Raw genomic sequence first — 14,834 nt, 5'->3', positions numbered from 1 at the left:
CCCGCCAGTAAAAAACTCATTATAAGTGCATTGTGGCCGAAACACAGTGCGGTGGTGCTTAAAAACAAGCCCGCATTTGCGGGCCTGTGTTATCAGACATGACTGACCAATACCAAGCGGATAGCGTCCAATCGCAGCTGGCAGTTGTCCAGATAGCCGTTCAGTTCGGCGATTTGCTGCCGTAAGAATAGCAGTTCCTCGTCGCGGATATTAGGATTGACAGTTTGCAGCGCTTCCAAACGTTCCAGTTCGGCATGCAGACTGGCTTCCATCTGTTGTCTGGCTTGTTGCAGTAGCGTTGCCATGGCGGCTTGGGCGTGTTGTTCACCTTTTGCCAACAGCGGATGCAGTAGCGGTTGTGAGGCATTCACCAGCTTGCTACCGATATGGCGGTTCACTGGACTTAACTGCCGATCCCACTGCTCATACGCCACTTTCGCTGCCAAGTCGTTGCCGTCTTTGTCTAGCAGCACCCGGATCGGGGTCGCGGGCAGATAGCGGAACAGCTGGCTGGCTTTCGGGGCAGAAGCATCGGCGATGTAAATCAGTTCCAGAAACAGTGTGCCGGCAGGTAACGCCTTGTTTTTCAACAACGCGACACAGGTGGTGCCAGTGTCTGAACCGGTGATCAGATCCAGCCCTGTCTGTACTAACGGATGTTCCTGAGTGATCAACGCAATATCATCTCGGGATAACGCGGTATTGCGCTCGAATGTCACGGTCACACCATCTTCTGGTAAGCCAGGGTAGGTGGGAAACATCATGTGTTCACTAGGACGCAAGACAATGGTGTGCTCACCTTTATCTTCTTGGTCGATACCAATGACATCCCATAAGCGGATAACGGCACCGATTAACTGAGTATCACTGTCCATTTCTGCCAGTTGCCAGGCCAGCGCCTTAGCGCGATCGCCACCGTTGGAGTTCAGTTCCAGCAGTTTATCGCGCCCTTGCTCCATCGCCAGTTTCAACTCTTTGTAACGGCTGCGGGTGTGATTCAACAAGTTGGTCATGGCTTCATCGTCTTCATGAACCAGCAACGGCAGCAGTTCTGCGGCAAACTCCTTGAACAGTATGTGACCCACCGGACAGGTTTGCTCAAAGGCATTCAGCCCTTGGTGATACCAATTCAGCAACCGCGACTGGGCACAGTCGTCAATATAGGGCAGATGAATATTCACATCGTGTTGCTGACCAATACGATCGAGACGGCCGATACGCTGCTCTAACAGATCGGGGTTAAGTGGCAGATCAAACAACACCAAGTGACTCGCAAACTGGAAGTTACGGCCTTCTGAGCCAATTTCTGAGCAGATCAATGCCTGCGCGCCCCCTCTTCTTGGGCAAAAAATGCCCCAGCCTTGTCCCGTTCAATGATGGACATGCCTTCGTGGAAGACGGTGGTGAGAATACCCTCGCGGGTTCGCAGCGCTTCTTCCAGACTCAAGGCGGTGGCGGCTTGGGCGGTAATGATCAGCACTTTCTTACTGCGATGGTTTTTAGAAAATCGATGAGCCAGTCAACGCGAGGATCAAATTTCCACCAGGCCGCGGATTGCTCATCAAACTGCTGATACAGTTTTTCGGGTGTTAACGCCAGTCGTGCCTGAGTTTCATCCGGCAGATTGCGATTCATCATCAGCGCTACCCGCATGGCGGTCTGATACTGCTCTGGCATCGGTTGTGGGTAGGCCTGGAAAATACGCTGTGGAAAGCCTTTAACCGAGGCGCGGCTGTTGCGGAACAACACTCGGCCAGTACCGTGACGATCTAGCAACTGTTGCAACAGTTCATCCCTAGCTTGTTGCTGTTGCTCTGGGGCAATGTTATCGGCTTGGATTAATTTGATGGCCGGAATGATATCTTTTTCGGCTAGCAGTTCGGTCAGCAGCGCAATCACATCATCCGGCAGCTTATGACCACTGGCGATGGCATCGGCGGCTTGAGCCACTTGCCGATAATCCTGTTCTTCCTTGATAAATGCCTGGTAGTCGTAAAAACGGTTAGGATCCAACAATCTTAATCTGGCGAAATGGCTTTCATGTCCCAGTTGATCCGGGGTCGCCGTCAGCAACATGACGCCCGGAATCACCTGTGCCAAGGCTTCTACAATCTGATAGGCGCGGCTGGGTTTATCGGCGGTCCACTCCAGATGGTGGGCTTCATCCACCACCAGCAGATCCCAATCAGCTTCCAGCGCTTGATCCAAACGGCGTTTTTGCTTTAGCAAATCCAGCGAACAGATCACCAATTGTTCGCTATAAAACGGATTATCGTGATCGGCAAAGGCTTCGACACAGCGTTCTTCATCAAACACGGCAAAGCGCAGGTTAAAGCGCCGCAACATCTCGACTAACCATTGATGTCGCAATGTGTCTGGCACCAGTATTAATACGCGTTCAGCGCGACCTGTCATCAACTGCTGGTGGATAATCAGGCCGGCTTCAATGGTTTTCCCAAGGCCCACTTCGTCTGCCAGCAAAACCCGAGGTGCATGGCGGCGGCCAACTTCTGCGGCAATCCATAACTGGTGTGGGATCAGCCCGACTCTAGGGCCTTGTAGTCCGAGCAATTCAGAGGTCGCCAGATGATGGCGCAAACGCTGTGCCTGATAACGTACCCCAAAGCGATCAAGGCGATCCAACTGGCCGGCAAACAACCGATCCTGGGGTTTGTTGAAGCGAATATTATGATCCAGCAGGGTTTCCCGTAGCGATACGGTGTCGCCGCTGTCGGCATTGGTACCGTGGTAGAGGATCAAGCCATCATGTTCTTCAACGGTCTGGATCTCTAGCGTCCAGCCTTCATGGCTTTTGACTTTATCACCAGGGTTGTAGATCACGCGGGTTAACGGCGCATCATGGCGGGAAAATATGCGGTTTTCTCCGGTTGCCGGAAACAGTAGGGTGACCATCCTGCCTTCCAACTGTACCACTGTGCCTAATCCTAGCTCCGATTCCGTATCACTGATCCAGCGTTGACCTAAAGCAAATGGCATTTTTAACTCTTTTCCTCGGTGCCTAGTAAAGGGCGCGTATGTTATACCAAAGCGATTATAATACCAATCCTGCCGGAGGCGGTGCTAATCGATAAATGGCTGTTTTTTCATCAATGTAAAATTACTGTTAAAAATCTTATGGCACAGCGATTGTCATCCCGCAGTAATGGTGACAGTATAAAAACTGAACCCGTCACCGGGGACGCTTTTCATTCACCCAATCACAGGAGCCTCTTATCTGATACAAGGCGTTACCCGCCAGACAAAACCACAAAGTCATAATGCAATGACGCTATGGAGGCGCTATGGAACAAGACGACAGAAAATTGTTTGTACTTGATACCAATGTTTTATTGCATGAACCCTTGGCGATTTACTCGTTTAAAGAGCACGACGTGATAGTTCCTATGACAGTGCTTGAAGAACTGGACCAGATAAAAGACCGCAAACGCGATGTTAGCCGCGATGCCAGAGTGGCTATCAGAGCCTTGGAAGACACCTTGGGCGGTGACATTACCCCGGAACAAATTATTAGCGGCGTGCCGCTACCTGCACGTGAAGGCCACGGCGATGCGACTGGCACTCTCGCCATCTTCCCCGACCATCAGATTGAGTTCACTATCGGCGCACTGCCGGGCGATAACAACGATAACCGCATCATCAATACCGCGCTGTACCTGCAAAAACTGCATCATCCTCGGCCCGTTGTGCTGGTAACCAAAGACATCAATATGCGTCTCAAGGCCAAAGGTGCCGGGATGTTGATGGTGGAGGATTATCGTACCGACCAGTTGATTGACGATATCCGTTTTCTATCAAAGGGCTTCCACGAGTTTGACGGCAACTTTTGGGAACATCTGGACCGAGTGGCGACAGAACGCCATGGGCGGCAGACAGTGCACGATGTGCCGCTGAAAGATCTGGGTGATGATATTTTCTATATGAATCAATATCTGTTGGATCAGGACTCCAACTTTTGTGGCCGCGTGGTTGGCCGTACTGAGTCTTCCTTGAGTGTGTTGGACCTTGGTCGCGAACGCTTGCTGAGTATGGAAGCCTGGGGCGTTCGTCCAAAAAATATTTATCAGGGCATGGCATTGCAGGCGTTGCTGGACCCGAGTATTGACTTGGTGATCCTTACTGGCCCGGCGGGTTGTGGTAAAACACTGCTGGCAATGGCGGCAGCATTAGAACTGGTGGTGGAACGCAATCAGTACGATAAAGTGATTGTGACCCGTAATACCCCAGAAATTGCCGAATCAATTGGCTTCTTGCCCGGCACCGAAGAGGAAAAAATGGCACCCTGGTTGGCAGCGATTACCGATACCCTGGAAGTGCTGCATAAACATGATGTTAACCCGGCTGGGTCGCTCAATTACATTATGGACAAAGCGAATATCCAATTTAAATCCATCAACTTTATGCGTGGTCGCTCTATTCAAAATTCCGTGGTATTGCTGGATGAATGTCAAAACCTGACCGCATCTCAAATCAAAACCATGATCACCCGTATGGGCGAAGGCACCAAACTTATCTGCTGCGGCAACTTAGCGCAGATTGACTCTAACTATCTCACCGCAGTGACTTCCGGTTTGACTTACATAGTGGAACGCTTCAAGCAATTTGAAGGCAGCGCCAATATTTACCTCAATGGCGTGGTGCGCTCACGGCTTGCTGAATTTGCTGAAGAACAGTTGTAAGCCTTTGTAATCCAGTGTAAGGCCTCTGCGGAGGCCTTTGTTTTCCTTGGTAAGCTGCTATCATAGTGACAGTTTTCCGTGCTGTTCCCTGTATACAGCCGTTGTGCAAGGGTTAGGATGAAACCGACAGAGCCTGAACTCCAGCTAAAATCGCCTATTCAGAAAAATTATAACCGTGCCGTGTTTTACACCTATATCGGGGTAATTGTATTGGCGCTGCTGACTGCCTGGGGGTTTTATGAGCGGCAGAAAAATGAGCAGATGCAACTGCGCGAAGAGCAGGTTGACCGCCATGTGATGCAGATTGACCTGCTGCTGGAGTCAAGTATTCGCGCCGTGAAGAGTTTGCGGGATATTGCGGTAGATCATCTGCGGCTGGCGGAACAGGTGCGTAAAGAACGTTTACCGCAGTACGAAAAATTTAACGAAAATAGTCAATATTTCACCTTAGAACCCACCTATGCCAAGAGTGGTGAACCCTTCACCAATATGGGGCGCATTACCGGCATTGGCGCTTTAGATGGCCGCAGCGATAAGTTCTATCAAGAACTGGAAATGCTGTTCGAGCTATCGCTGTCATTTCCGGTAGCGAAAGAAGCCGCTCCTAAGGCATCGGCCATCTATTACATCTCTAAACGGCGGATGATGTCTTATTACCCTTGGCCCGCAGATGATGTGCGTTTTCGCGATGAATTGCTGCACCGCAAACAGTTCCAACTGGCCACTCCAGAGATGAATCCGCAGCGTAGCGTGTTCTGGAGCGAAGCTTATGTCGATTCTGCGGGCAATGGTTTATTGACCACGCTCGGGGTACCGATTTATCTCGATGACGATTTTATCGGCTCGATTAACCTCGATATGACGTTGGCATCCTTAGCACGGCAAATTCGTCTGTATTTTAAAATGCCGGGAACGGTGATCCTGCTGGATCAGGGCAACAATATCTTGTCTCACAGCGATTTTGATACTTCCAGCATCAATCGCGTGTATCACATTAGCCAACGTATTCCGGCCGAGCTGCATTCGTTACCGGAATCTGAGCTGTTTGATGCCCATGAAGGGATGATCCGCAATGGCTATTACATCTACTCGGTAGCACTGCATAATGCGCCGTGGCGTTTGTTATATCTGCAGAATGTGGACGACATGTTCTCAGATTCTTTTGAAAAGCTGAAAGCCACTTTCTTCTTAGTGGTGCTGGCATTGTCGATTCTAGTCACCATAGTGCACTGGCAGACTCGCCGCTCGTTCGTCAGTCCGGCCTCGCGTTTACTCAACCACCTAGAAGCCTGCTCGCAAACGCCACAGGAACCACCTAGCAAGATCAACCATGACTGGTTGCCTTGGTTTCAGTTAGTGAGCCGAATTTTTGATGAAAACCAGCAGTACACCAAGCACTTGGCCGAGCAGAACAAACGCCTAGATAAATTGGTTGCGCGGCGTACTGAGCGTTTGCGGGAAGCGACAGAACGCCGTGAACAGGAGTTTGCCTTATTGCGTTCTTTGTTGGACTCAATTCCAGAAGCCATTGTCTTTAAAGATAAAGAAGGTAAATATCTGGGTTGCAACAAAGCCGCAGAGCGGGTGCTGGGATATACCGAGAGTGAAATGATCGGTTTGTCCGATCGTGACCTGACACCACCAGAGTTATCACAACGTATCCGCCATGAAGATGCCAAGGTCTTGCGGGAACGGACGCCGTTACGTTATCAGGAAAAAGTAGAACTGGCTGGGCGGCCGATACTGCTCGACACCTTGAAGTTACCTTTTTACAACCGCCGTGGTGAGTTGCAAGGGCTGATTGTGGTTTGGCGTGATGTCACCCGTGAATATGAATCTGCTGAGCAGTTACGCTTATCTGAAGAACGTTACCATTTGGCAATGGACGCGGTAGAAGATGGTTTGTGGGACTGGTATCTGGATTCAGAACAGATTATCTGCAACCCATCTTTCTATACGATGTTGGGCTACAAGGCCAACGAGTTCCCGGCATTGGTATCCACCATTGATGAACTGGCACATCCCGATGATCGGCTGCGAGTCCAAGAAACCCGCGCACAGTATTTGCGGCAACCCGTTGGAACCTATGATGTGGAATTCCGCATGCTGGGTAAGGGCGGCAATTATCATTGGGTACAGTCTCGCGGTCAGGTGGTGGAATTCACCAGCAAGGGTGAGCCTAAACGTATGTTGGGAACCAACAAGGACATTACCCGCCATAAGAATACCGAGCTGGCACTGCTGGAAGCCAAAAAGGATGCGGAGCTGGCTAACCTGTATAAGAGTGAGTTCCTGGCCAATATGAGCCACGAGATCCGCACGCCCATGAATGCCATTATCGGTATGTTACAGCTGGCACAACGTACCAATTTGACGCCGCAGCAACAGGATTATTTAGAGAAAGCCGGTTTCTCGGCGCAGTCATTGCTGCGGATCATCAATGATATTCTCGATTTCTCAAAAATTGAGGCCGGTAAGCTGGAGCTGGAAAAAGTATCCTTCCCGCTGGACAAGGTATTGGAGCATGCCTTGGATCTCAATGCGTTGAAGGCTCAAGAAAAGGGCATCGAGCTGCTGCTGTATGCCCCTGTGACCGCCGGGATGATCCTCAAGGGCGATCCGTTGCGTCTTGGCCAGGTACTGGTCAATCTGTTATCGAATGCAGTGAAGTTTACGACCGATGGCGAGATAGAACTTGGCTGCGAAGATGTGGGCGAGCGTGAACATCGGATGACGTTGAAATTCTGGGTGCGGGATACCGGTATTGGCATTGAAAAGACTAAGCAGGAACAACTGTTTGATGCTTTTGCGCAGGCGGATGGTTCCACTACCCGTAAATATGGCGGTACCGGTCTTGGGTTGTCTATCAGTAAACATTTGGTCTCCATGATGGGCGGCGATCTACAAGTGCAAAGTGAACCGGGTGTCGGCAGTATTTTTACCTTCACCGTCAGTTTTGAAATTGCCGAGGAAGCGCCAGTTGAACCGTTAACTGTACCAGAACGCCTCAATAATCTGCGTACCTTAGTGGTGGATGACAATCCTTCTGCACTACAGATTTACGCCTCGCAGTTACGTGATTTTCACTTCGATGTGGAAACTGCCGCCAGTGGCCCTGAAGCGTTGTTTAAGTTAGCGCAGCAACCTTTTGACCTGTTGCTGATCGACTGGAAAATGCCTGACATGGATGGCCGAGAGGTGCTGGTGGCTATGGATGAAATGGTCAGCAGTGGCAAACTCCACAAACGGCCAGTGGTGATCATGATGACCGCTTATGCGGCCGAGCCAATGGCTCAGGAACTCGGTAGTACCAAGGTGTTTGCCTTGCTGCAAAAACCGTTTAAGTCATCGGCGCTGTTCAACGAAATCGTGGCGGCATTTTGCGAAGCACCCGAACACAATGCCGTGCAAGAGCTGTCGGCAACTGAAAATGGTGAACAACGCGGATTGGTGTTGCTGGTGGAGGATAACCTTATCAACCAGCAGGTTGCCTGTGAACTGCTACGCAGTGGTGGTTACGATGTGGATGTGGCAGAAAACGGCAAGGTTGCGCTGGCAATGGTTGCTGAAAAGCACTATGACGCGGTGCTGATGGATATTCAGATGCCGGTCATGGACGGTTTAACCGCTACTCGGGAACTGCGTAAACAGTATTCTATGGCGCAACTGCCCATTATTGCCATGACGGCTCACGCTATGTCTGGCGATAAAGACAAGAGTCTGGACGCAGGCATGAACGCCCATATTACTAAGCCGATTATGCTCAATGAACTGTTCGAGACACTCAGCCACTGGATACACAAAGCTTGAGATAAGCAGATCAATCCCTTAACTTGGATAGCTTGGAAGCTAAACAACAATGGGGGATAGGTGGCATGAGGTTATTTTCGAGATGGCTGGGGTGTCTGTTATTTCTGGTGCCGTTGACCTTATCGGCCGCAGAGGATAGCGCCAGTGTGCTGCGCAACAGCCATAAAGCCGAAGGTTTTATCAACTTCTATTTCGACAATGACAGCGGCCAGCTGTATCTAGAAGCCAATCATCTCAATCGTCCCATGTTGTTGCTGACCAGTTTGCCACAAGGTGCTGGTTCTAATGATATTGGGCTTGACCGCGGGCAATTGGGCAATACCCGGATGGTACAACTGGAGCGGCAAGGGCCTTATGTGCTGCTGAAACAGCTCAATACCCGTTATCGCGCCGACAGTCACAACCCTTTTGAGCAGCGTGCCGTCGCCGATGCCTTTGCTGATTCGGTATTATGGCAAGGAAAACTCTTGCCAGGAAAGCGCCTGCTGGTACCACTCAACGAGCTGTTGCTGACAGATCTGCATGGCATTAGCCAACAGCTAAGCGCCACTGGGCAGGGGCATTACCATCTGGATCAAAGCCGTTCGGTGATCCTGCCTACCTCCGTTAAATCGTTTGAGCGCAACAGCGATGTGGACGTACAGCTGACATTTAGCGCCGATAAAGCCAGGCGCGCAAGTGGCCGATGTGACGCCAGACGGCCAATTCTTGTCGTTGCTGGTGCGTTTCTCTTTTATTGCCTTACCTGAGCCTGGATACCAACCACGAGCCTATACGCCAATGAGTGGTTATCTTGCTGACGAATATCGTGATTATGCCACGCCTATTGATCAGGTGATGACTAAACGACTATTGCTGCGCCATCGTCTGCAAAAAGTGCATCCTGGCCCAGCGCCAAGCGAAGTGGTCAAACCGATTGTGTATTATCTGGATCCTGGTGTGCCGGAACCGATACGTAGTGCCTTATTAGAAGGCGGGCGCTGGTGGCGTCAGGCCTTTGCCGCAGCGGGATTTCTTAATGCTTTCAAGATGGAAATGCTGCCAGATGATGCCGATCCACAGGATATCCGTTACAACGTGGTGCAGTGGGTACACCGTGCTACTCGTGGCTGGTCATATGGCGCGGTGGTGACTGATCCGCGCAGCGGTGAAATCATCAAAGGACAGGTGACCTTAGGCAGTTTGCGGGTGCGGCAGGATTTACTGATTGCCCGTGGGGTAACGGCGGGTTGGCGTGACCGAACTGCGGCAGATAAGGCGTCAATGGCATTGGCATTAGCGCGCATCCGTCAATTGGCGGCGCATGAGATTGGTCATACGCTCGGTCTTAGCCATAATTTTGCGGCGTCTACCAACGATAATGCCTCGGTGATGGATTATCCGCATCCCTATATTCGCTTGCAGGATGGACAGATAGATATCAGCGAGCCTTATCGGGAAGGCATTGGTGAGTGGGATAAGTTTGCCATCGCTTATGGCTACGGTGATTTTGGCGATCAAGCTGCAACCAGAACGGCGTTAGCAGGATTACTGCAACAAGCACAACAACAGGGATTACGCTATATCTCTGAAGCGGATTCGCGTCAGCCTTCAGCGGCTAATGCTTGGGCCAGTTTATGGGATCGCGGCGACGACCCGGTGGCAGAGCTGGAACGGTTGCAACAGGTGCGTAAATTGGCGTTGCAACAATTTTCAGCGGCGGCATTACTCAATGGACAACCGCTAGGAGAACTGGCCGATGCCTTGGTTCCCGTATATCTGCTAAACCGTTATCAGTTCAGGCCGCTGCCAAGTTTATTGGTGGCATTGATTACAATTATCAGGCTGATATGCACGGTGGTAGCTGGCATTTTATGGCACCAGAGATGCAGCTAAGAGCATTGCAAGCACTGTTGGCGGCGCTGGATAGTGACGCGTTATATCTGCCAACCAGTCTGTACGCCAGACTAGTCCCCAAAGCCGAGGATTATCAACGTAGCCGCGAAAGTTTTGTTTCATCGCTCGGGGTTGCCAACGATCCCCAAGCAATGGTTGAAGCACTCAGCCGCCATGTTGTCGGCTTGCTGTTGCAGAGCGAACGGCTTAACCGAATTGCACAACAGGCCAGCCGCGACAATGAACAGTTGTCGCTCAGCAAGTTACTCGATCAGTTAGCGGCTAAAACGCTGCTGGCAGATTTGCCTTCCGGTGATAAAGAAGCGGTGGCCATGCGGGTGAATGCGGTGGTGCTGGACGCAGTGCTGGATGCCTTGGAAAATCCAGCCACCAACCCAGAGGTGAGAGCGCAACTACGGGCCAAACTCGGCTTTTGGCAGCAACAGTTCAGTCGTAAGGAAAAACGGGTGACAGCCCTCGTGGCCGCGCACTATCAGCAGTTACTGCGGGTGCTTGAGCTACAGCAGCAACATCCCGGCACGCGCATGATCTTAACGCCGATAACCATGCCACCAGGTTCGCCCATTTAAATTAACTGCGCCTGGGATTGCGTGGATAAAAGCGTTCCGGGCGCCGTTGCAGGTGCGAGAATTCGCGGGTGTTCTTGTAAGGGAGTTTCATAAAACCCGAGACGCCTTGCCCTTGAATTTTGTCCACATGTAACAGAATACGGTCAAGGCAAGCACGAAACTGTGCTTGCTTACGTGGATTGAGTAGCCGCAGATAACTATGGATTTTTAAGTGAGTAGGCAGCGCTTCGAAAATAATACAGCCGGTGTGATGGATTAAGTTCAGCCGCTCCAGCTCTGCCATAATTTCCGCTGGCAACTCAAGGTTTTCATCTGGATCTTTCCCGTCCTCGAAATAAGAATGCAGGCGCGACTTATCTTCTAGGATGGGAACATCACCAATTTCAAAGGGTAACTGCTGCGCATCGGTGCAGTAAAACGGCGTGGCCGCGGAGCTGCGTTCCAGATGTAAAGTGTCTTTCGCATTGAAAAAGCAGGCTTTAAAGATGCCGATTTTGCTGATCCCTCGTGCCAGCGTCACCATATTGTTCACTGCTTGTAGCAGTGCCGGTTTAAGCGAAGCATCATACAGCGCCAGATTAGAGTCGATATATACGCCTTGTGCGCGCCAGTGAATGGCTAAGCCGCCGACAATTGGATATTGCCCCAAGCGCCCCACGGCGGCAATAAATCCTTTTTCGGTGTCACCCATTCCTGCCAGAAAATTGCGGTAGTATTTTTCTAACTGCACATCACTGGGAAAGGGTTCGGCAGAACCAATATCGCCTTGATGACTGCGTAAAAACGATTTGCGCGAACTATAGCTGACCGTTTCAACATCGCGCGGATGAGACTGTACCCACACCGGGATTTCTGCCAAAGGTTCAGCCGCAGCTACCGGTGGTAGCAGTAGATAATGGCTGTAGCGCATACTGCGCAGGAAATAATCCCCGCTCGCTGACGTAATTGGGGATCTTCACTGAGCATGCCCTCCAGTGTCCGCGCAAGTTCTTTGGGTAATCCCAGACTGGTCGGTGGAATAACCTTAGAACCAAAACGGCTGGCTTGACCGGAGGCTAATGCATACAGGGTGGCGGCGACCCCTTGCTCATCAAAGCGTGGATTAGATAGCGCGCCGTTCAGTTGTTCTTCACCGATGAAATACACATCACCCATTCTGGCGTTGGTATGCTGCTGATCGCAGGACATCAGTTCCATCACATTGGCACTTGCCGGTTGTCCATCAGCTTCTTGCTGCGCAAAGACTGCCGAGCCCCAATCAATCAGCGACAACTTGTCCTGCTGTGCATCGTATACCAGGTTTGAGGGCTTTATATCACCATGAACCAAAGGTCGACCACGTCGCAGATATAGCAGCAGATCGGCCAGTTGCCGGGCAATGCTGATAATTTCGTGTACTGGCAGTGCCCCTATTTGGCGACAACGTTGATCAAGATCCTGACCCGCGGCACGAGCCATCACCATGATGCCTTGGCGTCCAACCCGCTCAAATTTGATCAGTGCGGGAACATTGGGATGATGCACCTGCGACAAAACAAAGGCTTCTTCTTCCAGACGATCCTGTATGTGCTGTGGCAAGGTGATGCGGGAAAATTTGAACACATGTTCTTCACCGAAACGATTGCGTCCCGCAAAAACAAAACCATAGGCGCCTTTACCTATGAGTTCAGGTTCTTCATAGCCGAGTTTTATTAATTGCTGGCGACACAGGCGGATCCAAGCACGGTGTTTGCGGGCGTCATCTGCCCTCAGCAGGTAAACCGATTGCTCTTCTGAAATATAGAAGTGCTGTAATTCTGGTGCTTGCAACGGCCATCTCCCGCAGCGGTAAAACTGGGATTATCCGCCCATTAAAGCAACAGTCAAACCGTCGAACAAGCCTATATAAGCGAGATCTATATCAGATTTGTGTGTTCCTAACGCATCTGATTATCTGACACTTTGACATATATCAACTATAACGGAAACAGCAGGGGGTAACCTTTGTCCTATAGACATCTCTTTGCGGAGGCATTATGCCCGAGCCTGACAAGCGTGAATTGATTGCGCTTTTTGAATACGCCAGACCTAGAGTGATCCAGTCGATGGAACTGCGTCACTGTCCTCATTCCGGTTTTTATAATGCCGTTGATGAACAGTGTATCTTCTGCCATCAGGGGATGGAGTGTATCTGGATGAACCGTAACGACAGTCTAGTGTCATTGGAAGCAAAGTCAGTGGAGGAGCTGAAGCAACAGTTGCTGGTGGCGGTAGACTTTGTGGACGCCACTCTGACACCACATCATCTGTCACGACGTAAGTGTGAATGTGATAATTGCACTTGGTTGCGTAAGGTGGAAGAAACCCTGGCTAAGTTTTGAGGCATTCTGTTGCCACAGGGTTGAATTAGTGGGGATTGCCATAAAGAAGTCCTCTTTATGTCAACGTATTCCAGGATGGGACAAACAGCTAATAAAAAGGCGACCTGATGGTCGCCTTTTTGCATCCTTAACCAGGATTAGAAGTCGTAACGTACACCTACAGAGAATACGTTGTCGTCGTCTAGGTCAATCTTGGCACCGGCTTGTTTATAATCACCTTCATAGTGAGCATAGTGACCATACAGCAGTGTGGTTTTAGCCACTTTATAATCAGCACCCACGATGATGTTAGAAATGCTTACATCACTTACTGCGCGGGTGGCTTCAGTATCTGCCTTCATGTTAACACCAGAGATGTTTTTGAAGTAAGTACCGAAACCGCCATCATCATAGATGTATTCTGCTTTCAGGTTAACACCATTCAGGTTGTAAGAAACGTTAACCAGGTAAGTGTTACCATCGATATCGCTGTTGAGTACATTCTCAGACTGTTGATACAAAGCACCAACCTTGAATTGATCCAGTTTGACCTGACCAACTATACGGTAGGCATCAATACCGTTGATACCTTTATTATACGCTGCAGCAGCATAATAATTTTGTGCTTTAAAGCCTTTATCACCCAAAGTAGCGCTTACGGCATACTGGCTGCTACCATCACCACTAGTGGTGGTTTCGTTGTTGTCATCAAACTGATAGTTAGCATTGATGGTCAACAGATCAGCAATTTTTGGAGAATAGTAGAACACACCGTCTGCTACACGGCTCTGGGCTTGCAGCATACGGTCCATATCCGCGTTGGTGTTACCAAACAGGTCGATGCCACCTTCAGAGTTTTTGAACACGGTATCTTTACGGCCAAATACCAATGTACCGCCAACTGTTTTCACCCCAAAGAAAGTGTTACGAGAATTGAATACTGAGGAACTAGAAGTACCTTTGTTAGAAGTGTTTTCAAAGCCCCATTCAGCGTTGTACACAATTTCTATGCCATCAGCGATTTTTTCTGAACCTTTAACCCCTAACCAAGAGAAGTTATTTTCCAGATAAGTACCGCTTTCACCATAGTGAACTCCGCTGGTATCGCTTTGCAAAGTTGAGCTGTTTTCAGAGCTAGTTAACATCAGGTCGAAACGACCGTAGAAAGATGGACCATCAGCCAGTGCACCGAAAGAGGCGGCTGCCAGAACAGTAGCTACTGACGCAGAGATAAAACTTTTCTTCATGTATGTGCTCCCTAGAACCTAAGTTCTATTCCATTTAATTATGGTTTTGCTTTTCGTGTTCCTGGGCCAATCTCGGGCTTCCTGCTCAAGATAAAGCTGCGCAGATTTTTACAGTTTTAATTTGTTAATATTGTGGTGTTGATCACACTTTATGCCCTGGCACCATGGAACTTTTTCAAAAAAGTGAAAAAAACAACTGTTAGTGCTTAAAAAACAGCAGTGGTTCTTTTTAGCGTAACCTCCTGTGATGCAGGCAAAAACGTATCGGCCTGTCAG

4 protein-coding genes and 3 pseudogenes are annotated in these 14,834 nt (G+C 50.0%); 4 read left to right on the top strand and 3 right to left on the bottom strand.

Annotated features, from left to right (window positions below):
• Positions 1-92: 92 nt before the first annotated feature.
• Positions 93-2,997: pseudogene (gene rapA, locus KHX94_RS06100) on the bottom strand (RNA polymerase-associated protein RapA).
• 305 nt (positions 2,998-3,302) lie between these two features.
• Here rapA and KHX94_RS06095 point away from each other — a divergent pair.
• From KHX94_RS06095 to KHX94_RS06085, 3 genes and pseudogenes are all read left to right on the top strand, one after another.
• A complete protein-coding gene (locus KHX94_RS06095; protein WP_213682762.1) occupies positions 3,303-4,697 on the top strand; it encodes a PhoH family protein in 1,395 nt (464 codons plus the stop codon).
• A 117-nt stretch (positions 4,698-4,814) separates the two neighbouring features.
• Entirely contained in the window at positions 4,815-8,507 is a 3,693-nt protein-coding gene (locus KHX94_RS06090; protein WP_213682761.1) for a response regulator, read from the top strand.
• Between the two features lie 65 nt (positions 8,508-8,572).
• Positions 8,573-10,972 (top strand): annotated as a pseudogene (locus KHX94_RS06085) (zinc-dependent metalloprotease).
• A gap of 1 nt (position 10,973) precedes the next feature.
• Here KHX94_RS06085 and KHX94_RS06080 read toward each other — a convergent pair.
• Positions 10,974-12,781, bottom strand: a pseudogene (locus KHX94_RS06080) (protein kinase domain-containing protein).
• A gap of 206 nt (positions 12,782-12,987) precedes the next feature.
• Here KHX94_RS06080 and KHX94_RS06075 point away from each other — a divergent pair.
• Entirely contained in the window at positions 12,988-13,332 is a 345-nt protein-coding gene (locus tag KHX94_RS06075; protein WP_213682760.1) for a hypothetical protein, read from the top strand.
• A 137-nt stretch (positions 13,333-13,469) separates the two neighbouring features.
• On the opposite strand, the gene KHX94_RS06070 is transcribed toward KHX94_RS06075, so the two are convergent.
• Entirely contained in the window at positions 13,470-14,558 is a 1,089-nt protein-coding gene (locus tag KHX94_RS06070) for a porin (RefSeq protein ID WP_213682759.1), read from the bottom strand.
• Positions 14,559-14,834: the final 276 nt, after the last annotated feature.

It is taken from the genome of Shewanella dokdonensis (assembly GCF_018394335.1).
In the GTDB taxonomy this organism is placed as follows: domain Bacteria; phylum Pseudomonadota; class Gammaproteobacteria; order Enterobacterales; family Shewanellaceae; genus Shewanella; species Shewanella dokdonensis.
Note: the sequence above shows the minus strand (reverse complement) of the source record. Positions and strands in the feature narration are given on the sequence as shown.

Excerpts from the sequence above, each read along its gene's own strand:
- KHX94_RS06070 (WP_213682759.1), bottom strand. The coding sequence starts at position 14,558 with ATGAAGAAAAGTTTTATCTCTGCGTCAGTAGCTACTGTTCTGGCAGCC.
- KHX94_RS06090 (WP_213682761.1), top strand. The coding sequence starts at position 4,815 with ATGAAACCGACAGAGCCTGAACTCCAGCTAAAATCGCCTATTCAGAAA.
- KHX94_RS06075 (WP_213682760.1), top strand. The coding sequence starts at position 12,988 with ATGCCCGAGCCTGACAAGCGTGAATTGATTGCGCTTTTTGAATACGCC.
- KHX94_RS06095 (WP_213682762.1), top strand. The coding sequence starts at position 3,303 with ATGGAACAAGACGACAGAAAATTGTTTGTACTTGATACCAATGTTTTA.